The organism is Aquirufa sp. TARAVU-A1A, assembly GCF_054558675.1.
On the sequence record NZ_JBPXKP010000004.1, the window covers coordinates 348,599 to 374,418 of the forward strand.

The window sequence follows — 25,820 nt, forward strand, 5'->3', positions numbered from 1 at the left end:
AAATTATCAAGTAATGGCTTTAGAACTAAGCGGAAAACTTATTAAGAAAATGTCTGAGGTTACGGGAACAGGCAGAAACGGAACAAACTGGATCAAACAAGAGTTTGTTTTAGAGACACAAGATCAATATCCTAAAAAAGTTTGCATGTCGGTATGGGGCGATAAGACCCAAGATTTAGCACCTATCCAAGAAGGTGAAATCGTGAAAGTGCAATTCAATGTGGAATCAAGAGAATATAATGAGCGCTGGTACACGGAAATCCGTGCTTACCGTTTAGATCGTTCTGGCGCTGCAGCACCAGCTCCAGCACAAGACAATGCAGGTTGGGCTCCTTCAGCTCCAGCAGCAGCACCTACGAGCGCGGCTCCAGCTAACAACTTTCCTCCATTAGCGGCGGAGAGTGGGGATGATTTGCCATTCTAGTCCTTGGTCTTTAGACTTTAGACGTTGGAAATTAAGAAAGCTGCAAAATGCAGCTTTCTTAATTTTAATCTAATTCTCCAAATTTCCCAGCCTCAAAATCATGAAAAGCTTGCATGATTTCTTGACGGGTATTCATCACAAAAGGACCATGTGAAGCAATCGGTTCACGGATAGGTTCGCCGCTCAGGATTAAAATTTTGGAATGCTCAGTTGCTTCGATGTGAAAGGTTTCGCCTTCATTTTCGAAGAGCACAAAATGATCGACAGGCACATGCTCATCAGCATCATTGATTTGAATTTCTCCTTCAACAACGATTATACAAGTATTATAGTCCGCAGGGAAAGAGAATTCCGCTTTACCTCCGGATTGCAAATGTGCATTAAATAGATGCACAGGGGTGAAAGTTGAAGCCTTGCCTTTCGTACCTTGAAATTCACCCGCAATAACTTCCACATAACCATTTTCAATAGGTACTTTAGGAATACTCGCATTTTCAATCGCCTGGTATTTGGGGGCCGACATTTTATCTTTGGCAGGTAAATTCACCCACAGTTGCACCATTTGAAAATCACCACCCGTTTTACTGAAGGACTCTTCGTGGTATTCTTTGTGTAATACACCTGAAGCCGCCGTCATCCATTGTACATCACCTTCACCTATGATACCGCCACCTCCGGCACTATCATGATGCGCCACGCGGCCTTTATAGGCAATCGTGACTGTCTCAAATCCTCTATGCGGATGTACACCTACACCTTTCAATGAATCAGATGGAGGAAAATGAAATTTGGCTCCATAATCCATCATGATAAATGGAGTCATGCGATGCATGTCTAAACCATGCCGACTCGGTATAAAATTATGTACTCGGAAACCATCCCCAACAAAATGTGCGGGGCCAGGAGGATATACTGCCTCAATTGCTTTGATAGCCATTTGAATTTAGTTTAAATGAAGTTCCATGGCTTGATGAACAATATCGGCTTCGATAAAAGTTCCCCCATAAGGTTCAAAGCCTAATGAACGATACAAGGGCATCACATCCACCTGAGCATGTAAATAGAAATATGTTTGCTCCGGATAGCGTTGCTGAGCTTCTTGAATTAAATGTCGGATCATTTCACTCGCAAAACCTTTTCCTCGAGAGTCCTTCAAGGTAGCTATGCGTTCAATTTTGATTCCTTTATTCGTTTTACGTATACGTCCGGTGGAAACAGGACGCTGATTGTCAAACAATAAAAAATGAATTGCTTGCGCATCCAATTCATCAAACTCTTCGGAAGGCAAGCATTTTTGTTCATGAACAAATACTTCTGTTCGTATACCAAATACAGCTGCGATGAGCGCATCTGAATCAGCCTGAATGATTTTACTTGTCTTGCTTTCCATAAGCTTCAATGATTTTACGAACCAAACGGTGACGAACGACATCTGAACCGTCCAACTCAACAAAAGCGATTCCGTTAATTCCTCCTAAAATACGTTCAGCTTCACCCAAACCAGAGGTTTGATTTTTGGGTAAGTCGACTTGCGATTTATCGCCCGTAATAATCGTTTTCGATTGGATGCCCATCCGAGTTAAAAACATCTTCATTTGCATAGAAGTTGTATTTTGCGCCTCATCCAATAGTATAAATGCCTTATTCAACGTTCTTCCTCGCATATACGCCAAAGGAGCAATTTCAATCGTCCGATTTTCTAAATAGAATTTCAATTTCTCCGCTGGAATCATATCGTCCAAAGCATCATAAATCGGTCTTAAATAAGGGTCAATTTTTTCTTTTAGATCCCCAGGTAGAAAGCCTAAATTTTCACCAGCCTCTACTGCCGGTCTAGTAATTATAATCTTCTTTACTTCTTTATTTTTTAAGGCTTTAACTGCTAGCGCAACAGCTGTATACGTTTTTCCTGTTCCCGCTGGTCCAATTGCAAAAACGATGTCATTGCTAGCTGCAGCGTCAACCAGCTTGCGTTGGTTAGGCGTTTTGGCCTTGATCACAATCCCCTTATTTCCGAACAAAAGCACATCTTTATCTTCCACCCATGGAGTCTCTATTTCTTCCCCTGTAGGATTCAAAATAGACTCAATGTAAGCCTTCATGTGAACAGCCGTAAAAGCATTGTGCTTATTCAAATGGTTAATACATTGATTTACGATCGCCTCGACCAAGGCCATTTGATCATCAGAACCACGAATGATTAATTGGTCACCGCGTGAAATGATTTTAGTTTGCGGAAAAGCTTCAGTCAAAAGCTGAAAATTGGAATTCGAAACCCCTAAAAATTCAATTAGGGAGATGTCCGACAAGGAAATAATTTTCTCTAACAAGTAGGCAAGATTTTAATGTGGAATGAAAGTACTAAAATAGAGAAAGATTGAAATTTTATCTCACCAACAAGGTGATATTTTTGATAAAAAATTGTAAAATTGTACTTATGGATTCGAATAACACATCGCAAACTTTCAACAAGGGCAAACAGGGGATAAATAGCTCAAATCGGTCAAATATGCCACAGCGGCTAAGTGATTTAGGTTTAGGTAAATTACCTCCTCAGGCTGTTGATTTGGAAGAAGCTTTATTAGGCGCATTGATGCTTGAAAAAGAGCCTTTGGCGAATGTGATCGAATTACTTAAACCGGATAGTTTTTACAAGGAAGCGCATACCAAAATTTTCGCAGCCATTCAGGCGCTATTTCAGCAATCCCAACCGGTTGATTTATTAACGGTTAACAACCATTTAAAGTCCACTGGAGATTTAGAAAAGGCAGGAGGAACTGCCTATTTAGCTCAATTAACTTCTCGAGTTAGTTCGACCTCAAACGTTGAATTCCATGCACGTATCATCATTGAGCAATACATCAAGCGCCAATTAATCCATGTTTCCTCGGAAATCCAACGTTTATCGTATGAAGATACGACGGACGTGTTCCAAATTTTGGACCGCATGGAACAGGAGTTATTTACGATCGCTGAATCCAATATTCGTAAGAACTACGAAAGTATGTCGGACATCCTCTTAAAAGCCGTTGCGGAATTAGAGGAGAAGCAACAACAAAAAAGTGGTATGACTGGAGTTCCGTCTGGTTTCACAGATTTGGATCGTTTGACATCCGGTTGGCAAAAACAAGAATTAATCATCATCGCAGCACGTCCCGGTATGGGTAAAACGGCCTTTGTCGTTTCGGCTTGTCGGAACGCTGCCGTTGAGTGGGGCCATGCTGTTGCCTTATTCTCGCTGGAGATGAGTGCTGTGCAATTGGTCAATCGTATCATTTCAGCAGAAGCTGAAATTGAGGCAGAAAAGATTCGTAAAGGAAAATTAGAACCACATGAGTGGCAACAATTACATACGAAAATCAAGCGTTTATATGAGGCTCCAATCTTCGTTGATGATACGCCTGCCTTATCAATTCTTGAACTTCGTGCGAAATGCCGTCGTTTAAAGGCCCAAAAAGACATTAAATTAATTGTCATTGACTACTTGCAGTTGATGACTGGAGATAATGGTGGCAAGGGAGCAAGCGGTAATCGTGAACAAGAAATCGCACAAATCTCGCGAGCCTTGAAGCAATTAGCCAAAGAACTTGATGTACCGGTCATTGCACTTTCGCAGTTGAACCGTTCGACGGAAACACGTGGTGGAAATAAGAAACCGCAGTTATCTGACCTTCGTGAATCGGGAGCCATTGAGCAAGATGCCGATCAGGTTATGTTCATTTACCGTCCGGAATACTATCAAATTACTGCCGATGAAAACGGAAATTCATTAGCGGGCATGGGAGAGATTATTATGGCCAAAAACCGTTCCGGTTCTTTGGACAGCGTTTGGTTGAAGTTCATTGGTAAATTCACGAAATATTGCGATTTGGATTTCCAACCGTTTGGTGGTGCTGAGGGAGGCGAAAGCTTTAACTTAAGTAATCTAGGTGACCAAACATCCAATTTTGAACAGGGTGGAGGAGATGCTGTATTCAAAGGAAGTAAGATGAATTTACCTCCGGAGCAGGATTTTGATCCATTGAATAGCCCTTTTTAAATTAGACATTAGACGTTGGACTTTAGACTTTAGACGTTAGACGTTGGACGTTAGACTTTAGACGTTAGTCCTTGTGATTTTGTAGAGACGCGATACTTCGCGTCTATTTATTTAAATATAACGCCATTTAATATTAGCTAAAGTCTAAAGTCCAATGTCTAACGTCCAATAGTAGCCAAGTATCGCGTCTCTACAAAACTACCTCAATTTAAGTCTAACAATATTCTCCACATGATGCGTCTGTGGGAACATATCTACCGGGTGAACGACATCCACCTCATAGGCTACATCCAATAAAGCTAAATCGCGGGCTTGCGTAGCTGGATTACAACTTACATAAACGATTTTCTTCGGTTTTACGGCAAGGATTTGATTGACTACATCCAAATCCATTCCCGCACGTGGTGGGTCAGTGATGATAACATCCGGTGCACCATGAATCGCGATGAACGCTTCTGTTAACACCTTTTTCATATCGCCAGCAAAGAAAGTTGCATTTGTAATCCCATTTAATTCGGCATTAATTTTTGCATCTTCTACGGCCATCTCCACATATTCTAATCCCACAACTTTAGTTGCATGTTTGGCAAGAAAAAGACCAATGGTTCCCGTTCCTGTGTATAAGTCATATACAACCTCATTGCCTTGGAGGTCGGCGTATTCGCGCACCAACTGGTATAATTTCAAGGCTTGTTTGGCATTTGTTTGGAAGAAGGATTTAGGGCCAATTTGAAATTTCAAATCTTCCATCGTTTCAACCATGAATGGTTTGCCATGGTAGCAGACAACTTCTAAATCGTGGAAAGTATCGTTCCCTTTTTGGTTAATGACATAGTTTAGCGATGTAATCATAGGAAATGACGATTTCAAATATTCCATGACCAATTTAATTTCTTCCTCTGTTGCATAGGCGAATTGAACAGTGACCATCCATTCGTCGGTAACGGTATTCCGAATAATCAAATTACGCAAAGCGCCCTCTTGTTGGTTTTTCAATTCATAATATGAGATACCATTCGCATTGGCAAAATCACGCATACCATTTCGAATCGAATTCGATGGATCTGGTTGTAGGAAACAATGATCCACGGGTAAAATCTTATCAAAACGACCGGGAACATGAAATCCCAAGGCATTCATGTTGCCTAAATCTTCTTTACCAATTTCATCTTCTGTGAGCCAACGCGCGCAAGAAAATGTAAATTCTAATTTATTTCTGTAATAATATGTCTCTTCTGAACCAAGAATGGGTTGAAATTCAGGCAATTTCACCTTCGCGATACGCGTCAAATTATCTTTAACCTGTTGGGCCTTAAATGCCGTTTGAGCTTCATAAGAAACATGCTGCCATTTACAGCCTCCGCAAATCCCAAAATGACTACATGCAACCTCGGTACGATGTTTAGAAAGTGGTTGAATATTGATTGCTTGCGCTTGTTTAAAGCTTTTCTTCGACTTTAAAATACGCAAGTCGGCGATATCACCCGGAGCCACCGCACCTTGCACAAAAATTACTTCATCGTTCACTTTGGCTATACATTTCGCCTCCGCGGCAAAATCCAAAATGGCGATTTGTTCCAACACCACTGGGGCTTTCTTTTCTTTCTTCTTACTCATGCTGCTAAAAATGTGCACAAAAATACGGCTTTATGTGGGCAAGCCAACCAATTCAAGATAAAACCTTAACTTCGTAAGCAAATTAATTTACATGAAGAATCAAGTTGTTATCATCACAGGAGCTAGTTCGGGTATTGGCAAAGCATTAGCGTTTGAATATGGAAGACAAGGTGCCATCATTGTTATTACTGGCCGAAATCAATCAAAGTTGAACGAAGCTGCGGCAGAATTACAAGCGGCTAACATCCAAGAACATGCTATTGTTTGTGATAGTAGCTCTGAGGAACAAACTCGAAAGATGATAAAAGAGGTGGTCGATCGATTTGGCAGAATCGACCTATTAATTAATAATGCGGGCATATCGATGCGATCGATGTTTGAGACCGTCGACCTTCAAGTTCTGAAACAGGTCATGGACATAAATTTCTGGGGAACAGTTTATGCGACACACGCAGCTTTGCCTTATTTAAAACAGCGTAAAGGTGGCATTATTGGTATCTCATCGATTGCGGGGTATCGAGGTTTACCCGTTCGTACGGGGTATTCCGCTTCAAAATTCGCAATGAATGGATTTTTAGAGGCTTTGCGCACTGAATTGATTGGTACGGGCGTTCATGTGTTAACGGCTTGTCCAGGATTTACGGCATCTAATATTCGAAATGCATCTTTAACGGGTGATGGAAGTATTACTGGGGAAACAATGAGGGAGGAGGACAAAATGATGTCGGCAGAAGAAGTCGCTTTCGAAATTCGAAAAGCTTATGAGGCTAAAAAGAAAACTTTAGTATTAACCTTTCAGGGCAAATTGACCGTATTTTTAAACAAATGGGTTAATAATTTGATGGATAAATTGGTCTATAATACACTTAAAAAGGAAAAAGATAGTCCTTTAACATAAAAAGCCCTGCCAGACAATATCCAGCAGGTGCTTAAACCCATTTAACTTACCACTCTATATTTATACTTTGACGGTCTGCAAATCGAGTTGGCTAGTAAACTCCAACATCATCGAATCGAAATAATCGATTGCATGGTCAAATTCAGTAATCAATTGATTGAAATAGGCTCTTTCAAACACGAGAAATTTTGATTCTTGGGTAGTCAACGCCGTGCATCCATATTTACTCCCATGAATTGCTTCATCAATTCCGATGAAAATAGGCTTGTTATTTAATTCTAAGCGCTTATTTTCATGCGGCCATTCTAGTAAAACAGAACCACATTGTAAGTAAAATACAAACTCAGCTTTTTGACCTTGCCGGAACAAAAACTCATTAGCGAGATACTTTATCTCGATACCACTCGCCAATATCTTTTTTTCAGTTTCCAACAATTGTTTCATGCCTTGTCATTTTGACTCCTCAAAAGTAGGGGCTTATATCAACAAGAATTATGACAATCATCATGTTATCAGGTGTATTTTGTCACCTTAATTGAGCAATAATTAGTACACCTTTGTCTTGTTAACACATTGGAATTATATGATTGAGTTAGAAAGTCCTTCGGTAGCATCTATAGCATCCTGCTTTCATTGTGGAGAAACCTGTGAGGACGAAATCATTCAATACGACGAAAAGTCCTTTTGTTGTCATGGATGTGAGCAGGTTTATAAGTTACTTTCCGAAAATGCATTAGGTGATTACTATACATGCGACATTAATCCTGGCAAAGCTCCATCGGCCCAAAATTTCGATTTCCTAAATCATCCCCATTTCCGAGATCAATTAATTAGTTTTTCGAATAAAGGGATTTCCAAAGTACATTTTCATTTACCTGCAATCCATTGCCGCTCTTGCCTATATCTATTAGAAAATTTAGCAAGAATAGAGCCAGCCGTGGTGAAATCAAATCTAAATTTTGGCAAGAAGGAATTAACGGTTTGGTTTACAGAGGACCAAATTGACCTAGGTAGTTTAGCTAGCTTATTGGCCCGTCTGGGATATGAGCCTTTGATTGATTCAGGAGAGGAGCAGGCCCAACAAAAGAAGCTCTCAAGCCAACAAAATCAATTGTTTTTAAAATTGGGCATTGCTGGATTTTGTGCTGGTAATGCGATGTTATTTAGTTTTCCAGAGTATTTAGGAATTGAGTCAGGAAGTTTAAAAAGCTTGTTTGGATATATCAATATCGCCTTAGGTAGCATCGCTGTATTTTATTCGGGTTCGGATTATTTTAAAAATGTTTGGTCACATTTGAAATTAAAAAAGTTGACAATCGAGCTACCGATCTTATTGGGTATACTCGTAGGTTATTTAAGGAGTGTTTATGAGGTTTTCTCCCATACAGGCGCGGGGTATATTGATTCGGTTTCGGGCCTATTATTTTTCCTTTTAATTGGAAAGTGGTTCCAACAAAAATCCTTTGATTTTCTTTCTTTCGAACGGAATTACAAAGCCTACTTTCCTTTAGTAATCAGCAAACTAATCCAAGGCAAGGAGCAAACATGCCCTTTGGAGGAAATTCAAGTAGGCGATCACCTCATTATTCGAAATCAAGAAATTATACCGGCAGATGCTATATTAATTAAGGGTAAAAGTCAAATGGATTATAGTTTTGTCACTGGTGAAAGTGAATATATTACCTTAGAACCTGGCAACTCGATGTATGCGGGGGGAAGACATCAAGGGGAATTGATTGAGATTGAAATCAAAAAAGCATTAAACCAAAGTCATCTCACCCAATTATGGGAACAACAGGCTTTTAAAGACCCCAACCATAAAACAGAGAATTGGGAAAATTTTGCCAATACCGTCGGGGCCTATTTTACCGTTATTTTATTGAGTCTTGCGGCAGCAGTTGGAGTGTATTGGTTCCAACATGACCCTAGCAAATGGCAAAATGCTGTTGTCAGTGTATTGGTCATAGCTTGTCCATGTGCTTTGGCTATTTCTTATCCATTCGCATTAGGACATGGTATTCGATGGATGGCGAAATTCAATTTCTTTGTTAAGGATATTCAAGCTTTCGAACGGATGTCCCAAATAGATGCCATCGTCTTTGATAAAACGGGAACCTTAACTTTACATCAAGACGAAAAACCTAAATTCCGCTTATTAAGAGATTTAAATCCTTGGGAGACGCGTATCCTATTCTCCATGGTTAACCAGTCAACGCATCCTTTATCAAGACAATTGACCCAACATTTCTGTGCTGAAAATATGATCAGCACAGAGCCTTTAGATTCCATGGTAGAAATTCCGGGAAAGGGGATCGAAGCATTAAGTCAAGGCATAAAATATCAAGTGGGACATGCACGGTTCACGGGACATGCACTTGAGCAACAGCAAGATTTCATTCGGTCGGAAAGTCAATTATTCATTCGAATCGGGGATGAGCCTATCGGATATATCGAATTTCCTTGGCAAAACCGCGAGGGGGTTGAATATATGCTTCATGCTTTGCAGGCTAATTATGAGGTTTATTTATTATCTGGCGATAAAAAAAATCATGCTGGTACATTACTAGATTGGTTTCCTGAGGAAACACAATACCAATTTGAATGCAGCCCATTAGATAAGATGAATTTCATACAGAAATTACAAGCACAGGGGAAGAAAGTAGCCATGGTAGGAGATGGCTTGAATGATGCCGGGGCATTAAAACAAGCTCATGTGGGGATCGCTATTTCAGAAGATCACCTGCATTTTACCCCATCCAGTGATGCCATCCTTCAAGGAAAACAGTTAATTCATTTACCCGTATTTCTGAAATTTGCCAAATTCGGATTAACCCTCATTAAAGCCAGCTTTATCCTCTCATTGGTATACAACATGTTTGGATTAAGTTATGCTATCCAAGGAACCTTATCCCCCTTAATTGCAGCGATACTTATGCCCGTAAACTCATTAAGTATGTTGCTCATTGCCAATATAGGCATGAATCTGAAAGGGAAAAGATTAAAATCATATTTAGCAAAACGAAAAGGTGACTAAGGTCATTATTTAATTCAGCAGATTAGTTGAATTTTGACACGATAAATAAGGTAAACATGGAAATAATGTATGTCATGATTGGATTGAGTTTACTGATGGCCATTGGATTTTTAGTTGCCTTTATTTGGTCGATACGCACGGGCCAACAAGATGATTTAGTGACACCGAGTATGCGTATTTTATTGGAAGATAAAGAGTACAAAAACAACAAATAAACGCTTATGAGCACAAATACTACCACGTTAGAACAGTTTTCTTATGACAATAAGATCGTTCGAAACTTTGCCATTGCTACGATCATTTGGGGTATCGTAGGTATGTTGGTCGGCGTAATCATCGCCACCCAACTCTTTGAACCTGCGGCTAACATTACACAATATGGCTCATTCGGTCGCATTCGTCCATTACATACGAATGCGGTTATTTTTGCTTTTGTAGGGAATGCCATTTTTGCGGGTGTCTACTATTCATTGCAGCGATTATTAAAAGCACGCATGTTCAGTGATTTCTTATCAAATCTCCATTTCTGGGGTTGGCAATTAATCATTGTATCTGCGGCGATAACATTGCCTTTAGGTATTACGACATCACATGAGTATGCTGAATTAGAATGGCCTATTGATATTGCGATTACGCTGATTTGGGTGACTTTTGGTGTAAATATGTTTGGAACCATTTTCAAAAGAAGAGAGCGTCATTTATATGTTGCCATTTGGTTCTATATCGCAACCTTTATTACGGTTGCCGTTTTGCATTTGACGAATTCGATGCAATTGCCTATTTCGACATTTAAGTCATATTATGTTTATGCGGGTGTGCAGGATGCTTTGATTCAGTGGTGGTATGGCCACAATGCAGTTGCCTTTTTCTTAACCACACCATTCTTGGGCTTGATGTATTATTTCTTACCCAAAATGGCGAATCGTCCTGTGTATTCTTATCGCTTATCAATTCTTCACTTCTGGGCTTTGATCTTTATCTACATCTGGGCGGGACCTCACCATTTATTGTATTCGAGCTTACCGGATTGGGCCCAATCATTAGGTGTAGTTTTCTCGATTATGTTGATCGCTCCATCATGGGGAGGTATGATTAATGGCTTGTTAACATTACGTGGTGCATGGGATCAAGTACGTGAAAATACGATCTTGAAATTCATGGTTGTGGGAATTACCTGCTACGGTATGGCTACTTTCGAGGGGCCGATGTTGAGCTTAAAAAACATTAATGCGATTGCGCACTTTACCGACTGGATTGTAGCACACGTTCACGTGGGAGCTTTGGGTTGGAATGGATTCTTAACTTTTGCGATGTTATACTGGTTGGTTCCTCGCATTTTCCAAACGACACTATTCTCTGAAAAATTAGTGAAGACGCACTTCTGGATTGGTACGATTGGTATCGCATTGTATGCCATTCCGATGTATATCTCAGGATTTACGCAAGGGATGATGTGGAAGCAATTTACTGCGGAGGGAACATTGCAATACGGTAACTTCTTGGATACTACCTTACAAATCTTGCCGATGCATATGATGCGTGCTGTTGGGGGAACCTTATATTTGGTTGGAGCTATTATCATGGCTTACAACTTATTCAAAACCATGGCACAGGGATCATTATTAGCTGATGAAGCGGCGGAAGCGGCACCCTTAGCGATTGATGAACAACCGGAAGCAGGAGCACACTGGCACCGTTGGATTGAGCGCAAACCGATTCAATTATTGGTTGCGTCTTTGATCATGATTTTAATTGGATCCTTGGTCGAATTAATCCCAACATTCATGGTAAAATCAAATGTCCCAACGATTGAGGCTGTACAACCTTACACTTCTTTAGAATTAGAGGGGCGTGATATTTACATCCGAGAGGGTTGTGTGGGTTGCCACTCACAATTGGTCAGACCCTTCCGTTCGGAAACGGAACGCTATGGGGAATTCTCTAAATCAGGTGAATTCGTATATGATCATCCGTTTTTGTGGGGATCGAAGCGTACGGGGCCCGATTTGCATCGTGAAGGTGGTAAATATCCAGATTCTTGGCATTATCACCACATGCGTGAACCTCAGTCGATGTCGCCAGGTTCCATCATGCCGGCCTATGGTGCTTTGTATGAGCAAAGCTTAAATACATCTCAGACACAGGACAAATTGAATGCCATGAAAAAATTGGGTGTTCCCTATTCAGAGGCTCAAATTCAACATGCTGTGGCAGATTTGAATAAGCAGGCGAAGGAAATTCAAGCACGTTTGGCAGGAGAAAAGATTAAAGTGGGGGCCGACAAAGAAATTATTGCTTTGATCGCTTATTTACAACGATTAGGAACTGACATCGCTAAAAAATAAAGATATGTTTAAGCAATTTATATCTAATATCCCAGGGGCAGACTCCTATATGATATTCTCCTTATTGACCTTTATGGTTTTTTTCACAGCGGTGGGTATCTACATGTTTTGGATGGACCGCAAGCATGTGGATCGGATGAAGAACCTTCCATTTGAAAAATAAAGAAATCGGACAACAGAATTAAAATCGAATAATATGGCTTTTACATTTATGGAAATATGGCTGATCAGTTTGATCTTTTTGACGGGGATCATCATTTTGGTTGTGACATTGCAACTTCATGCAGCATTGAAAAAATTATCCAAAAATCCTCAAGCAGCAGCAGAGGAAGAATTGTCTTGGTGGGAAAAGTTCAAGGGATTAAAGCCACTGGAACAGGAGCGTGACTTAATCATGGAGCATACCTATGATGGCATTGCGGAATTGGATAACCCGACGCCCCCTTGGTTTATGTATTTGTTTTATATGACAATTATCTCTGGAGTAATTTATGGTGTTTATTACCATGTTTATCTAGACGGTAATATTCAAGAAACGGAATACAAGACGGAAGTTGCAGCAGCTGAGAAAGTTCGGGAAGCTTATATGAAACAATTTGCCAATTCTGTGAATGAGGACAATGTGGTCGTGGTTAAGGAAGCCAAAGATTTAACAGAAGGTTCACAAATTTATTCGACAAATTGCGTAGCTTGTCATGGTGATAAGGGACAAGGGGGCGTAGGTCCGAACTTGACTGATAAATTTTGGATTCACGGTGGCGGAATCAAGGATTTGTTTAAAACGATCACGCACGGCGTTCCAGAGAAGGGGATGATTGCTTGGGAGAAGACTTTAAATCCTTTGCAAATTCAAAAAGTAGCCTCGTATATTTTAACATTACAAGGTACAAATCCTCCTGGAGCCAAAGAACCACAAGGAGAAGAAGTAAAATAAACCTAAATCAATAGCATTATGAAAAAGAACGTAGGAAAAATGGATCGTATTGTCAGATTTGCGCTAGCGATCAGCCTTGCTATTCTTGCTTATGCAAAGATCATTCCAGCTAATTTGAGCTTGGCAACCTATGTCGTTGCGTTGGTTATTGCCGCGACAGGTATTTTTCGTTTTTGCTTGCTATACAAGCCATTTGGTATTAGCACCTGTCGAGAGAAATCTCCGTTTTAAAATTTTAAAAAGGTCCGATTTCTCGGACCTTCTTTTTTATGTCAAATTTCAATATCGATAATGATGATTTTCGCAATCATCTCTATAATCAAACCAAAGACGGTAAACGTCTATGGATCTATCCTGGACGCATAATAGGTCAATTCTATAAATTAAGAAGCTATTTTTCCTATTTATTATTAACGCTATTATTTGGCTTACCCTGGCTTGAACATAATGGGCAGCCTATATTTCTATTCAATGTATTAGAGCGCAAATTCATCTTTTGGGGAGTGCCATTCTTTCCCCAGGACTTTCATTTAGTAGCACTTGGTTTAGTTTGTTTTCTGATCTTCATCAGTCTATTTACCGTTTTATTCGGTCGGATCTGGTGTGGATGGGCATGCCCACAAACCATTTTCATGGAAATGTTATTTCGTAAAATTGAATATTGGATCGAAGGGGATGATAAGGCACAAAGGCGCTTGAACGAGTCGCCTTGGACGAATGAAAAAATACTCAAAAAAGGCAGCAAACATAGCTTGTTTCTACTTTTAGCTTTTGCGATATCCAATACCTTTTTAATGTACATCATAGGTAAGCAGGCCTGGTTACAAATCGTATTGGGTAATCCCATCGAACATATCAAAGGATTGCTCGCAATGCTCATCTTTACGGCAGTTTTCTATTTTGTATTCGCACGCTTCAGAGAAATGGTTTGTATGGTAGTATGTCCTTACGGACGTTTACAAGGCGTATTGTTAGATAATAATTCCATACTTGTTCAATATGACCATGCACGAGGGGAACCAAGAGGAAAAGTTTCCAAAACAGAAAGCAAAGGGGATTGCATCGATTGCCACTGGTGTGTGCGAGTTTGTCCAACGGGGATAGATATACGAAATGGAAGTAACCAACTCGAATGTATCGGATGTACTGCTTGTATAGACGCCTGCGATGCAGTGATGGAGAAGATAGATAAACCACAAGGTCTCATCCGATACGATTCATTGAATGGGGTAAACACAGGCAAAAAGCTAAAATTCACAACTCGAATAGGTGCCTATACGGGCGTTTTAGTGCTAATTATAGGTATTTTGGTATTCATGTTGGCCACCCGAAAAAACTGGGAATCCACCTTATTGCGCACCCCGGGCATGACATTCCAAGTGGATGAAAAATTGCATACCGTGAGCAATATTTATAATTTAGAGATTCTGAATAAGTCAATGGAGGACCAGGTTTTTCAGGTGCAGGTTGACAAGCCCCTCGAAATAATTTGGATAGGCAAGGGGATAGGTAAGATTGAAAAAGGGAAACAAGTTAAAACCGAGTTTTTCATTAAGGCCAAAATAGGCTCATGGAAACAAGGCGAAAAAATACCCATTCATATCCGAAATAATGAGGGACAGGAAGAAACATTAAAAACAAGCTTTATTCAACCAGATGAGTAATAATCAACAAAAGAAGGGGTTTCATTGGGGACATGGAATCATTATCACATTCGTCCTATTCGGTGCATTCATGGCCTATTTTTACATCAATATGTCACATGAGAAGATCGAATTGGTAGGAGAAAACTATTATGCAGATGGGCAGGCGTATCAAGAAAAGATTAACCTTCAGAACCAAGCGATACCTGCGGCCCAACAAATTAAGGTGAAATCCATTGCGAATGATCAATTTATCTTGATTCAATTACCTGATAGGTGTGATTCTGCGAATGTACAGTTTTTCAGACCCTCCAATGCAGCGAAGGACAAAACGATAACATGGAATTCAAAAGACGGGTTGAACTGGACTTTCCCAACGGATTTTTTAGTTGCTGGACCTTGGAAACGTAGTGTCCTTTGGTCCGTTGCTGGAAAATCCTACTTACAAGAAGATCGCATTTTCATCTCAAAAAAGTAATGAATTCCTGGTATTATGCTTTTTTTATTGGATTAGCGGGCAGTTGGCATTGCGCCATCATGTGTGGCCCACTAATGCAACAAATTGAGCAAAGGAGTAATCAAAAGGGACGCATGTTGATATATACCCTAGGCAGACTATTCATATATGGAATATTGGGTTTTTCCGTGGCTAAACTCGGTTCTATATGGCTATTCCCTGCATGGTGGCATATTTATTATGTATTTGCGGGACTTGTGCTCGTCTTATTACTAAGTAAAAAATTAAGTGACAATCTATTTATACTATTGCATAAGTCTGTGGGTCAAAAGCTTATTCATCTAGGCAAAAAACTAGGTGCAATGGGTTACTTTTTCTTGGGAATGAGCAATGGATTATTACCCTGTGGGCTTGTAATTGGAGGACTGAGTATTGCATTGTTGCAATCAAATGCGTGGTATGGAGCCTTGAGTATGATCTCCTTTGGAATTGCAACCTTACCTGCCTTAAAATTGAGTCTTTGGGGTATTCAAAAAATCACTCGTTTTAGCGCTGCATTTCAATATTTAGGTTGGGGCATCGCATTTCTATTGCTGTTTCGAGGAGCCTGGGGCATTGCCATGACGCAATCGGCCTATTTACAGCATTCGCCTTTAAGCCCAATCATTTGCCATCCTTTTTCTTAGAATTTCAAATTCGCGAGAAGTTCAGGTTTAAGGATAGTCATTTCGGCACCCTTGACGTCGATTAAACCTTCCTTTTTGAAATCACTTAACGTACGGATAACCGATTCAGTAGCTGTTCCTACGCGGGAGGCTAAGTCTTCGCGGGAAAGCCGCATGGTAACGGGACCATCCGTTGAATAACCATAGGTTTTGACTAATTCAACTAAAGCTTGTGCTACACGTTTGCGAAGTGACTGATAAGCCATGGAGAATAAGATGGATTCATTTTTCAATAAATAACCAGTCAATGCTTTCCGGAAATGAATCTCGATATGAATATTTTCGCTTAATTTTTGTTTGAAATCACGTTCAGGAATACTTAGTATTTGAACTTCCTCAAGTGCCTCAGCAGATTCGCGGTACAACTGATTTTCAAGAATATCAACAAAACCGAAAAACTCGCCTGGTTTGACGAAGGATGTGATAAAATATTTACCTTCCCGATTCGTATGATAGGTTTTCACTTTGCCTTTGACTAAATAATACAGTCGATTGGGAGAATCTCCTTCCGAATAAATGATTGCTTTCTTGGCTAAATTTTGTTGTTTCTTATCTGCAGCAGCATGTTCAAAATCTAAAAAAGTTAGCGCATCCTCAGCAAAGGTTAAATCAGCTTGATTTATTTGCACTTCTGGATTAATCGAAGGACGCTGTTTTTTAAGTCGAGATTCAATCGCTTTAAGTAACTCAACTTCTTGAAAAGGTTTGGTTAAATAGTCATCTGCTCCCATTTCCATGCCTTTACGCATGTCAGCACGATCTGTTTTGGCAGTAAGGAAAATGAAAGGGATACGAGCTAATTCCGGTTGATTGGAAAAGACTTGTAAAACCCCGAAACCATCTAAATTGGGCATCATGATATCACAAATCACGACATCGGGTAAAATGCTTTTGGCCAAACGCACCCCTTCGATGCCGTCGGAGGCTGTTTCAACCTGATAACCGGATAATTCCAATAATTCAGCTGTATTCTCGCGAATATCGACATTATCTTCAATGATGAGAATTTTAGTTGGCATAGCTTAATCGGGGTAATGTAATGGTCAATGTGGTTCCTAATCCAAGTTCACTTCGTAATTTCAGTTCTCCACCGAGCAGTCGCATATAGCGATCCATCAGGTGAAGACCAAGTCCGGTTCCGGGAATAACATTTGCGTTTCCACCGCGGAAGAAGCGTTCAAATAAATGTTTCTGATCGGCTTCGCTGATGCCTATTCCTTGGTCAATGATTTCCAGGAAAAGCGATTGATTTTTCATGGAAACTCTCAAAAATACGTCTTTTTGCGAGAATTTAAGTGCGTTTGATAATCCGTTCAACAGAACTTTACGCAACATCGAAGTATCCGAAACAAAATTAGTTAAATCGTCTTGAAGGCTCAGTGAAATTTGTTGGCCCGGCCTACGCATCCCATCTACTTCGGTGACTAAATCGCTTAAAAATTCGCTAACGACAAATGTATCTGGTCGAACTTCGACTTTACCCGCTTCCAATTTGCCTACGGACAAAAATTCTTCGAGAATTTCGGTCAAATGAGCGACGGATGATTTAATCCGTTGGATATGTTGGCTTCTTTTAGGCTGATCCGAAGCCTCCATGTATTTTTCAATGAGGGAAGCGGAAGAAAGAATTGAAGTCAGCGGCGTTCTAAATTCGTGTGAGGCCATGGAAACGAATCGCGTTTTGAGATCCCCTAACTCAATTTCTTTTTGAAGAGACGTTTCCAATTCTTTGGTTTGAAGCTCTAATTTTTCGAGCGTATTTTGTAGCGCTTGGGTGCGGGATTCAACTTCAGCTTCAAGCGATTCGTTCAATTGGTTAATTTCTTGATTACGCAGAATCAATTCCATTTCTACTTTTCGCTTGAGTGTCACATCGCTGACGAAGGCGATGTAATACATTTGGTCTTCCGACTTAAAGTGACTCAACGAAATCTCAATCGGGAAGAGGGATTCGTCTTTGCGTTTGGCTTTTAAATCGAGTCCTACGCCCATGGGGCGGGAGACAGGACTGTGATTTATTTTGCTTAGATGCCCCTCGTGTTTCCCTTTTAGGTGATTGGGAATTAAAATGGAGATATTTTGACCTTGTAATTCCGCCTCAGAATAGCCAAACAAACGGTGTGCATATTCATTGGAAAGGATCATTTCAAACGAAGCATTCGTTACGATAATACCGATCGCAGCCTCATGAAATATGGCTTCAAAATGCGCAGGAAGAGGGAATAAAGCTGATGACATATAACGCGATTAGCCTTCAATTTACAAAATTTAATAGCATGGGGCAAAAAAAAGCTAACTCTCAAAGAGAATTAGCTTTCGGGGATTCCTAGTTCTAAAAATAACTTAAAATATTAAAGTTCTTTAATTAAAATCATGGTGGTCGGTTTCCCTTTTTGGGTAATGTGTAAAATATATTGTCCAGATCGCAGTGTTCCTAGGTTTGCTATATCAATCTGTTTTGTGAGGTTAGGAAATGATTTTTCATAGATAGGGTTCCCGACGAGATCAAAAATGGAAATTTGCGTCGGGTAATCTACCTCCTCAGATAACGAGATGGTCACATGGTCAAGGAACGGATTAGGATAAGCGGTAAAAGTGATCATCGCGTCCGGATCTTTATTCGTGTTAGTCACCGAAGCAATGGGTTGTGTTTTATAACTTACACCAAATCCGGGTTGTTTAAAACCTTGTCTTATGGCTAATTTCCCATTCGAATAGGTCCCAGCAACGCTGGTTTGCCCAACCACTTGCGAAAAATACCTTCCATTTACCATTTTGGTAGCGCCCCCGCCGCTAAAAGTTGAGTTCATCAACTTTTGAGCGTGGGCGCTTAAACCAATTATTAAACAGAGAGCACAGAGTATTAAGAGCTTTTTCATGTTATTGATAATAAAAACTTATGGCTTGACTACCACTAGTAACATTTGTAATTCTAAAATAAATGATCAAAGACCTTCCAGCTGATACCGTTCTTGAAGTATTTCCATTGACGTTTGTAATTCCAGTACCAAATGCTAAGGTGTAAGAGTTACTACCATTTCCATTTAAAAACACTACGCTGAATATATCTCCAACTTCAGCTGTTCCTAGTCCCGCACTAGCTATTCCAGCAATTAATTCTGCCGCGGTAGGTGTAGTCAAAGTTTTACTCGAAGCTGTTGGATTATAGTTATACATACCATCAATTAACATTTGATTTACGTTAATTGTAACATTGCCATTAGAGGTATTAAATATTACACCCTTAGTGATATTAGATCTCTTAATCGAACCCTTAACAAATGCCGTTGTTGCTACTTTCGTTGTACTATCCGTAGCCGTTGCAGTTGGAGCCTCTACAGTTCCAGAGAAAGTAGGCGAAGCCAAGTTTGCTTTCAATGCATCTGCACGATCCACATAGGCTGTTGTCGCTATTTGCGTCGAATTAGCACTAGCAGAAGCCGTTGGTGCAGTAGGAGTTCCAGTTAAATCAGGGGAAGCTAATGGCGCTTTTGATGTTACAGCTGCATCTACAAAAGCTGTAGTGGCAATCTGTGTCGTTTTAGTTCCCGCAGTTGCTGTTGGCGCCGTAGGAGTTCCAGTCAAATCAGGAGAAGCTAAAGGCGCTTTTGATGTTAACAAGTTATCCACATAAACCTTATTCGCTTTGTAAGATAAACCACGAGTTACGAACAACGTATTTGCAATGTTGGTCGTTGAATCACCTACTGCTTGATTAGCTGCAGCAATTGCCGTGGCAGCAGACCCAGTCGTATTTTGGTTCAAGATAGGGAAGTCGGACGCAACTGCGATCGATGGAACACCTGTACCCGATGTGTTTTTCAAAATACCTGTTGCTAAACTTGACAACGCTACGCCATTGATTTTACTTACAATTGTAGCCCCTTGAGTTCCATTAACATCACCAACCAAATTCCCTGTAAATCCAGCTGAATTACCTGTAGCATAGTTTGGAATATTCAATGTACCACCTGAGAACGTAGCAGCACCCGATGTCCCAGTCGTTGTCAAAGTGATGACATTTTGTTTACCATTGAATGTAGTCCAATCTGCAGAAGATAATAATCCCGCAGCAGTTGTACTGGCCGTTCCTATTTTAGTACTTAAATCAGCTGGTAAATTAGCTAAAGGAAGGATACCTGTGACTTTCGAAGTTAAATCGATTCCTCCGGCTAACATGCTGTTGGTTACTTTTCCGGCACCAATGGCTGCTACCCCTGTTACATCACCAGATCCATCAAATCCAGCACTTGTCCAAGTAACGTCACCCGTCATACCGATAGTTTTGGTTGCAGCTAATTTGGTTGCAGAACTCGCATTTCCAGTCAAACTTCCGTTAAATGTAGTTGCAGAGACAGAAGTTAATCCAGCTAATGTGGTCGTTGATCCACCTAAATCAACTTGGTTTGTACCAATGGTTACAGACTTATTGACTAAATCTTCATTGGCAATTGTTCCATTCACAATTTTAGCAGAAGTAACGCTGTTGGCTGCGATGCTCGTTAATCCAGCATTACTGATTTGAACATCTCCTGTCATAGATACAGCAGAGGCAACATTGCTCGCGTTTCCTACAATGATTTTTCCAGCGGATAAGGTAGAACCAACAGCTGAAACTCCAGCATTCAATTGAGATTGAATGCTAGCAATAGCAGAAGCAACATAAGCTGTATTGACTTTTGAAGCTAAACCACGAGCAACAAATTCCGTTGTTGCAATATTAACTGTTGAGTCTCCTAAAGCCTTCGTTATGGAAGTGTTCGCACTACTTGCATTGCCCGTTAAATTACCCGTGAATGTAGTAGCTGAAACCGAGCTTAAGCCAGCAAGAGTAGTCGTGGAACCTCCCAAATCAACCTGGTTTGTACCAATTGTAACTGATTTATTAACCAAATCTTCATTTGCGACTGTACCATTCGCGATTTTAACAGAATTAATACTATTGGAAGCGATGCTTGTTGTACCCGATTCGTTTATCGTTACATCACCTGACATAGCTACAGAAGCAGCGATATTATTTACATCGCCTACGATGATTTGGCCTTTAGTTAAAGCTGAACCGACCGTTGATACTCCAGCAGATAAGGCACTTTGAATACCAGCAATATTCGTATTCAAAGTAGAATTCATCGCTAAGCGAGCTGATCTTTCAGACGCAATAGCAGTCTCACGCGCTGTTCGCTCAGCAGTAATTGCAGCCTCACGATCAGATTTCTCAGATGCTAAATCAGCACTATGGCTTGATAACTTGCCATCGATTTCTAAGTTCTTAGAATCTTGTGAAGATTTAATTGCAGCAATCGCAGTCTCACGATCTGATTTTTCAGCTGCCAATGCAGCAATTCGAGCAGTACTTTCTGATGAAATAGCAATCTCACGTGCCGTACGTTCACTGGTAATCGCAGCCTCACGATCTGATTTCTCAGTTGAAATGGCATTATCCTGGCTCGTAAACTTACCATCAATTACTGTGTTCTTAGCATCTTGGGTTAATTTATAGGCAGCAATTGCTGCTTCTCGGTCTGATTTCTCCAAAGCTAACGCAGCAGTTCGCGCAGCACTTTCTGATGAAATCGCAGACTCTCGTGCAGCACGTTCTGCTAAAATAGCTGTCTCACGGTCTGATTTCTCTGTCGAAAGGGCACTAGCTTGACTAATAAACTTCCCATCGATTTCTGTGTTCTTCGCATCTTGGGTTGATTTATATACAGCCATTGCCGCCTCACGGTCCGATTTCTCAGAAGCCAATGCTGCGATACGAGCAGAACTTTCAGAAGAAATAGCAGACTCTCGTGCAGTACGTTCAGCATCAACAGCCGACTTAACGTTTACATTTGACAAAGATAAATTGTTAATAGCAGCTTCTCTTTCTGATTTCTCTGATGCCAAAGCAAGATTACGCGCAGCGCTTTCTGAAGCAATAGCAGACTCTCGGGCAGTACGCTCAGCTACAATAGCAGCTTCGCGATCCGATTTCTCTTTTGATAAACCAGCTACGCGAGCTTCGCTTTCTGATGTGATAGCAGCTTCACGCAATCCACGCTCTGTTGCAATCGCAGCATTGCGATCTGATTTCTCCGCATCAATTGCAGCTGTACGCGCACTTCTTTCCGTTACAAAATCAGCAGCACGAGCAGCGCTTTCTGTTGAAATGGCAGCCTCACGATCCGATTTCTCTTTTGTTAAACCAGCTACGCGAGCTTCGCTTTCTGATGTGATAGCAGCTTCACGCAATCCACGCTCTGTTGCAATTGCAGCCGTACGAGCACTTCGCTCCGTTACAAAATCAGCAGCACGAGCAGCGCTTTCTGTTGAAATGGCAGCTTCACGCAATCCACGCTCTGTTGCAATCGCAGCATTGCGATCTGATTTCTCCGCATCAATTGCAGCTGTACGAGCACTTCTTTCCGTTACAAAATCAGCAGCACGAGCAGCGCTTTCTGTTGAAATGGCAGCTTCACGATCCGATTTCTCTTTTGATAAACCCGCAACACGAGCTTCACTTTCAGTTGTGATAGCAGCTTCACGCAATCCACGCTCTGTTGCAATCGCTGCATTGCGATCTGTTTTCTCTGCATCAATTGCAGCTGTACGCGCACTTCTTTCCGTTACAAAATCAGCAGCACGAGCAGCGCTTTCTGTTGAAATGGCAGCCTCACGATCCGATTTCTCTTTTGATAAACCAGCTACGCGAGCTTCGCTTTCAGTTGAAATGGCAGCCTCACGATCCGATTTCTCTTTAGATAAACCAGCAACACGAGCTTCGCTTTCAGATGTGATTGCAGCTTCACGTAATCCACGCTCTGTTGCAATCGCTGCATTGCGATCTGTTTTCTCTGAATCAACTGCAGCCGTACGAGCAGTTCTTTCTGTTACGAAATCAGCAGCACGAGCAGCACTCTCTGTTGAAATAGCAGCTTCGCGATCCAATTTCTCTTTTGTTAAACCAGCTACGCGAGCTTCGCTTTCTGATGTGATAGCAGCTTCACGCAATCCACGCTCCGCAGCAATTGCAGCGTTGCGATCTGTTTTCTCTGCATCAATTGCAGCCGTACGAGCACTTCGCTCTGTTACAAAATCAGCAGCACGAGCAGCACTCTCTGTTAAAATAGCAGCCTCACGATCCGATTTCTCTTTTGTTAAACCAGCTACGCGAGCTTCACTTTCTGATGTGATAGCAGCTTCACGCAATCCACGCTCCGAAGCAATCGCAGCATTGCGATCTGTTTTCTCTGCGTCAATTGCAGCTGTACGCGCACTTCGCTCTGTTACAAAATCAGCAGCACGTGCAGCACTCTCTGTTAAAATAGCAGCCTCACGATCCGATTTCTCTTTTGTTAAACCAGCTACGCGAGCTTCGCTTTCTGATGTGATAGCAGCTTCACGCAATCCACGCTCTGTTGCAATTGCAGCTGTACGAGCACTTCTTTCCGTTACAAAATCAGCAGCACGCGCAGCGCTTTCTGTTGAAATGGCAGCCTCACGGTCTGATTTCTCTTTTGATAAACCAGCTACGCGAGCTTCGCTTTCAGTTGTGATTGCAGCTTCACGTAATCCACGCTCTGCAGCAATCGCAGCATTGCGATCTGATTTCTCCGCATCAATTGCAGCTGTGCGAGCACTTCTTTCCGTTACAAAATCAGCAGCACGAGCAGCGCTTTCTGATGAAATGGCAGCCTCGCGATCTGATTTCTCAGTAGCTAAAGCAGAAGCATGGCTCGTAAATTTGCCATCGATTTCTGTGTTTTTAGTGTCTTGAGCTAATTTGTTTGAATTGATTGTAGATTCATGTGTTGCAATTTTTGAATCCAAATCTGCATTCTTATTGTCTTGAGCTAATTTGTTATCTGCAATCGATTTCTCATGCGCAACATCCTTGTCTTCTGAACGTTTCTTTTCTGCCGCCAATTCAGACTCCCTAGCACTTTTCTCAGCTAAAATTGCAGCCTCACGATCAACACGTTCAGCATCAACAGCAGCCTTTACATCACCATTGGCTTTGGTAATTTTTGTAATAGCAATATCACGAGCTGTTGCTTCGTCAGCAATCGCTGCATCACGATCTGACTTTTCTTTTTCTAAACCAGCAATTCGAGCTGCGCGTTCTGTAGAAATCGCCGTTTCACGATCTGTTTTCTCAGTTGCTAGGGCAGAAGCCTGGCTTGTAAACTTGCCATCAATTTCTGTATTCTTAGCATCTTGAGCTAATTTGTTATCTGCAATCGATTTCTCATGGGCAGCATCCTTGTCGTCTGATGCCTTCTTGTTGTCAGCAATTACACGATCATGCTCTGCGTCTTTGTCATCACTAACTTTCTTGTTATCTGCAATCAATTTCTCATGCGCAGCATCCTTGTCGTCTGATGCCTTCTTGTTGTCGGCAATTACACGATCATGCTCTGCATCCTTGTCATCTCCAGCTTTCTTGTTATCTGCAATCGATTTCTCATGCGCAGCATCCTTGTCGTCTGATGCCTTCTTGTTGTCGGCAATCACACGATCATGCTCAGCGTCTTTGTCGTCACTAGCTTTCTTGTTATCTGCAATCGATTTCTCATGGGCAGCATCCTTGTCGTCTGATGCCTTCTTGTTGTCAGCAATTACACGATCATGCTCTGCATCTTTGTCATCTCCAGCTTTCTTGTTATCGGCAATCGATTTCTCATGAGCAGCATCCTTATCGTCTGATGCCTTCTTGTTGTCGGCAATAACACGATCATGCTCTGCATCCTTGTCATCTCCAGCTTTCTTGTTGTCTGCAATCGATTTCTCATGCGCAGCATCCTTATCTTCAGAACGTTTCTTTTCAGCAGCCAATTCAGACTCCCTAGCACTTTTCTCAGCTAAAATTGCAGCCTCACGATCAACACGTTCAGCATCAACAGCAGCCTTTACATCACCATTTGCTTTTGTGATTTTTGTAATTGCGATGTCACGAGCTGTTGCTTCGTCAGCAATCGCTACGTCACGATCTGACTTTTCTTTTTCTAAACCAGCAATTCGAGCTGCGCGTTCTGTAGAAATCGCCGTTTCACGATCTGTTTTCTCAGTTGCTAGGGCAGAAGCCTGGCTTGTAAACTTGCCATCAATTTCTGTATTCTTAGCATCTTGAGCTAATTTGTTATCTGCAATCGATTTCTCATGCGCAGCATCCTTATCGTCTGATGCCTTCTTGTTGTCGGCAATTACACGATCATGTTCTGCATCCTTGTCATCTCCAGCTTTCTTGTTATCTGCAATCGATTTCTCATGCGCAGCATCCTTATCGTCTGATGCCTTCTTGTTGTCGGCAATTACACGATCATGTTCTGCGTCTTTGTCATCACTAGCTTTCTTGTTATCGGCAATCGATTTCTCATGCGCAGCATCCTTGTCGTCTGATGCCTTCTTGTTGTCAGCAATCACACGATCATGTTCAGCGTCTTTGTCGTCACTAGCTTTCTTGTTATCGGCAATCGATTTCTCATGCGCAGCATCCTTATCGTCTGATGCCTTCTTGTTGTCGGCAATTACACGATCATGTTCTGCGTCTTTGTCATCTCCAGCTTTCTTGTTATCTGCAATCGATTTCTCATGGGCAGCATCCTTATCGTCTGATGCCTTCTTGTTGTCGGCAATTACACGATCATGTTCTGCATCCTTGTCATCTCCAGCTTTCTTGTTATCTGCAATCGATTTCTCATGCGCAGCATCCTTATCGTCTG

Annotated in this window: 21 protein-coding genes; 12 read left to right on the forward strand and 9 right to left on the reverse strand. The window is 41.2% G+C overall.

Annotated features, from left to right (window positions below):
- Positions 1-13 precede the first annotated feature (13 nt).
- The gene (locus V7S75_RS07850) at positions 14-424 is read left to right on the forward strand and encodes a DUF3127 domain-containing protein (protein ID WP_459512853.1); all 411 of its coding nucleotides are present in this window, start codon (positions 14-16) and stop codon (positions 422-424) included.
- 64 nt (positions 425-488) lie between these two features.
- Here V7S75_RS07850 and V7S75_RS07855 read toward each other — a convergent pair whose 3' ends face one another.
- The 3 genes from V7S75_RS07855 to V7S75_RS07865 are packed head-to-tail and all read right to left on the reverse strand — an operon-like array spanning position 489 to position 2,754.
- On the reverse strand, positions 489-1,361 hold the full coding sequence (locus V7S75_RS07855) for a pirin family protein (RefSeq protein ID WP_459512855.1): 873 nt from the start codon (positions 1,359-1,361) through the stop codon (positions 489-491).
- A 6-nt stretch (positions 1,362-1,367) separates the two neighbouring features.
- A complete protein-coding gene (locus tag V7S75_RS07860; RefSeq protein WP_459512857.1) occupies positions 1,368-1,814 on the reverse strand; it encodes a GNAT family N-acetyltransferase in 447 nt (148 codons plus the stop codon).
- A complete protein-coding gene (locus V7S75_RS07865) occupies positions 1,795-2,754 on the reverse strand; it encodes a PhoH family protein (protein WP_459512859.1) in 960 nt (319 codons plus the stop codon). The genes V7S75_RS07860 and V7S75_RS07865 overlap by 20 nt, the downstream gene beginning before the upstream one ends.
- Positions 2,755-2,933: 179 nt before the next feature.
- On the opposite strand from V7S75_RS07865, the gene dnaB reads away from it, so the two are divergent.
- Positions 2,934-4,463, forward strand: a complete 1,530-nt coding sequence (gene dnaB / locus V7S75_RS07870; RefSeq protein WP_459512860.1) for a replicative DNA helicase — start codon at positions 2,934-2,936, stop codon at positions 4,461-4,463.
- Positions 4,464-4,661: 198 nt separating this feature from the next.
- Here dnaB and rlmD read toward each other — a convergent pair whose 3' ends face one another.
- The gene (rlmD, locus tag V7S75_RS07875; protein WP_459512862.1) at positions 4,662-6,080 is read right to left on the reverse strand and encodes a 23S rRNA (uracil(1939)-C(5))-methyltransferase RlmD; all 1,419 of its coding nucleotides are present in this window, start codon (positions 6,078-6,080) and stop codon (positions 4,662-4,664) included.
- Between the two features lie 91 nt (positions 6,081-6,171).
- On the opposite strand from rlmD, the gene V7S75_RS07880 reads away from it, so the two are divergent.
- Entirely contained in the window at positions 6,172-6,978 is an 807-nt protein-coding gene (locus V7S75_RS07880) for an SDR family oxidoreductase (RefSeq protein ID WP_459512864.1), read from the forward strand.
- A gap of 60 nt (positions 6,979-7,038) precedes the next feature.
- Here V7S75_RS07880 and V7S75_RS07885 read toward each other — a convergent pair whose 3' ends face one another.
- Positions 7,039-7,422, reverse strand: a complete 384-nt coding sequence (locus V7S75_RS07885; RefSeq protein WP_459512865.1) for a cyclic nucleotide-binding domain-containing protein — start codon at positions 7,420-7,422, stop codon at positions 7,039-7,041.
- Positions 7,423-7,561: 139 nt separating this feature from the next.
- On the opposite strand from V7S75_RS07885, the gene V7S75_RS07890 reads away from it, so the two are divergent.
- From V7S75_RS07890 to V7S75_RS07930, 9 genes are read left to right on the forward strand one after another with little or no spacing between them, the layout of a single operon-like run.
- Complete coding sequence (locus V7S75_RS07890; RefSeq protein ID WP_459512866.1) at positions 7,562-10,012, forward strand: heavy metal translocating P-type ATPase; 2,451 nt, start codon at positions 7,562-7,564, stop codon at positions 10,010-10,012.
- Between the two features lie 56 nt (positions 10,013-10,068).
- Positions 10,069-10,227 carry a cbb3-type cytochrome oxidase assembly protein CcoS gene (gene ccoS, locus V7S75_RS07895; protein ID WP_459512867.1) on the forward strand — a complete coding sequence of 53 codons (159 nt, stop codon included), beginning with the start codon at positions 10,069-10,071 and terminating at the stop codon, positions 10,225-10,227.
- Positions 10,228-10,233: 6 nt separating this feature from the next.
- Positions 10,234-12,357: a cytochrome-c oxidase, cbb3-type subunit I gene (ccoN, locus tag V7S75_RS07900; protein WP_459512869.1), complete on the forward strand. Its 2,124-nt coding sequence runs from the start codon at positions 10,234-10,236 to the stop codon at positions 12,355-12,357.
- 4 nt (positions 12,358-12,361) lie between these two features.
- On the forward strand, positions 12,362-12,520 hold the full coding sequence (locus V7S75_RS07905; RefSeq protein WP_459512871.1) for a hypothetical protein: 159 nt from the start codon (positions 12,362-12,364) through the stop codon (positions 12,518-12,520).
- A gap of 33 nt (positions 12,521-12,553) precedes the next feature.
- Complete coding sequence (locus V7S75_RS07910; protein ID WP_459512873.1) at positions 12,554-13,291, forward strand: cbb3-type cytochrome c oxidase N-terminal domain-containing protein; 738 nt, start codon at positions 12,554-12,556, stop codon at positions 13,289-13,291.
- Between the two features lie 18 nt (positions 13,292-13,309).
- Positions 13,310-13,522, forward strand: coding sequence for a YgaP family membrane protein (locus tag V7S75_RS07915; protein WP_459512875.1), 213 nt, complete (start codon positions 13,310-13,312; stop codon positions 13,520-13,522).
- 38 nt (positions 13,523-13,560) lie between these two features.
- Positions 13,561-14,955, forward strand: a complete 1,395-nt coding sequence (gene ccoG, locus V7S75_RS07920; RefSeq protein ID WP_459512877.1) for a cytochrome c oxidase accessory protein CcoG — start codon at positions 13,561-13,563, stop codon at positions 14,953-14,955.
- Complete coding sequence (locus tag V7S75_RS07925) at positions 14,948-15,412, forward strand: FixH family protein (RefSeq protein ID WP_459512879.1); 465 nt, start codon at positions 14,948-14,950, stop codon at positions 15,410-15,412. The genes ccoG and V7S75_RS07925 overlap by 8 nt, the downstream gene beginning before the upstream one ends.
- A complete protein-coding gene (locus V7S75_RS07930; protein ID WP_459512880.1) occupies positions 15,412-16,077 on the forward strand; it encodes a sulfite exporter TauE/SafE family protein in 666 nt (221 codons plus the stop codon). The genes V7S75_RS07925 and V7S75_RS07930 overlap by 1 nt, the downstream gene beginning before the upstream one ends.
- On the opposite strand, the gene V7S75_RS07935 is transcribed toward V7S75_RS07930, so the two are convergent.
- From V7S75_RS07935 to V7S75_RS07950, 4 genes are all read right to left on the reverse strand, one after another.
- Positions 16,074-17,135: a response regulator gene (locus V7S75_RS07935; protein WP_459512882.1), complete on the reverse strand. Its 1,062-nt coding sequence runs from the start codon at positions 17,133-17,135 to the stop codon at positions 16,074-16,076. The genes V7S75_RS07930 and V7S75_RS07935 overlap by 4 nt on opposite strands.
- Positions 17,125-18,354, reverse strand: coding sequence for a PAS domain-containing sensor histidine kinase (locus tag V7S75_RS07940; RefSeq protein ID WP_459512884.1), 1,230 nt, complete (start codon positions 18,352-18,354; stop codon positions 17,125-17,127). The genes V7S75_RS07935 and V7S75_RS07940 overlap by 11 nt, the downstream gene beginning before the upstream one ends.
- Before the next feature lie 113 nt (positions 18,355-18,467).
- Entirely contained in the window at positions 18,468-18,995 is a 528-nt protein-coding gene (locus V7S75_RS07945; RefSeq protein WP_459512886.1) for a T9SS type A sorting domain-containing protein, read from the reverse strand.
- A 1-nt stretch (position 18,996) separates the two neighbouring features.
- On the reverse strand, positions 18,997-25,820 hold a 6,824-nt coding region (locus V7S75_RS07950; RefSeq protein ID WP_459512888.1), incomplete at its 5' end, for a hypothetical protein.

What these genes read in the sequence shown, in the direction of transcription:
- V7S75_RS07850 (WP_459512853.1), top strand. Translation starts at nt 14, where the DNA reads ATGGCTTTAGAACTAAGCGGAAAACTTATTAAGAAAATGTCTGAGGTT.
- V7S75_RS07855 (WP_459512855.1), bottom strand. Translation starts at nt 1,361, where the DNA reads ATGGCTATCAAAGCAATTGAGGCAGTATATCCTCCTGGCCCCGCACAT.
- V7S75_RS07860 (WP_459512857.1), bottom strand. Translation starts at nt 1,814, where the DNA reads ATGGAAAGCAAGACAAGTAAAATCATTCAGGCTGATTCAGATGCGCTC.
- dnaB (WP_459512860.1), top strand. Translation starts at nt 2,934, where the DNA reads ATGCCACAGCGGCTAAGTGATTTAGGTTTAGGTAAATTACCTCCTCAG.
- rlmD (WP_459512862.1), bottom strand. Translation starts at nt 6,080, where the DNA reads ATGAGTAAGAAGAAAGAAAAGAAAGCCCCAGTGGTGTTGGAACAAATC.
- V7S75_RS07880 (WP_459512864.1), top strand. Translation starts at nt 6,172, where the DNA reads ATGAAGAATCAAGTTGTTATCATCACAGGAGCTAGTTCGGGTATTGGC.
- V7S75_RS07885 (WP_459512865.1), bottom strand. Translation starts at nt 7,422, where the DNA reads ATGAAACAATTGTTGGAAACTGAAAAAAAGATATTGGCGAGTGGTATC.
- V7S75_RS07890 (WP_459512866.1), top strand. Translation starts at nt 7,562, where the DNA reads ATGATTGAGTTAGAAAGTCCTTCGGTAGCATCTATAGCATCCTGCTTT.
- ccoS (WP_459512867.1), top strand. Translation starts at nt 10,069, where the DNA reads ATGGAAATAATGTATGTCATGATTGGATTGAGTTTACTGATGGCCATT.
- ccoN (WP_459512869.1), top strand. Translation starts at nt 10,234, where the DNA reads ATGAGCACAAATACTACCACGTTAGAACAGTTTTCTTATGACAATAAG.
- V7S75_RS07905 (WP_459512871.1), top strand. Translation starts at nt 12,362, where the DNA reads ATGTTTAAGCAATTTATATCTAATATCCCAGGGGCAGACTCCTATATG.
- V7S75_RS07910 (WP_459512873.1), top strand. Translation starts at nt 12,554, where the DNA reads ATGGCTTTTACATTTATGGAAATATGGCTGATCAGTTTGATCTTTTTG.
- V7S75_RS07915 (WP_459512875.1), top strand. Translation starts at nt 13,310, where the DNA reads ATGAAAAAGAACGTAGGAAAAATGGATCGTATTGTCAGATTTGCGCTA.
- ccoG (WP_459512877.1), top strand. Translation starts at nt 13,561, where the DNA reads ATGTCAAATTTCAATATCGATAATGATGATTTTCGCAATCATCTCTAT.
- V7S75_RS07925 (WP_459512879.1), top strand. Translation starts at nt 14,948, where the DNA reads ATGAGTAATAATCAACAAAAGAAGGGGTTTCATTGGGGACATGGAATC.
- V7S75_RS07930 (WP_459512880.1), top strand. Translation starts at nt 15,412, where the DNA reads ATGAATTCCTGGTATTATGCTTTTTTTATTGGATTAGCGGGCAGTTGG.
- V7S75_RS07935 (WP_459512882.1), bottom strand. Translation starts at nt 17,135, where the DNA reads ATGCCAACTAAAATTCTCATCATTGAAGATAATGTCGATATTCGCGAG.
- V7S75_RS07940 (WP_459512884.1), bottom strand. Translation starts at nt 18,354, where the DNA reads ATGTCATCAGCTTTATTCCCTCTTCCTGCGCATTTTGAAGCCATATTT.
- V7S75_RS07945 (WP_459512886.1), bottom strand. Translation starts at nt 18,995, where the DNA reads ATGAAAAAGCTCTTAATACTCTGTGCTCTCTGTTTAATAATTGGTTTA.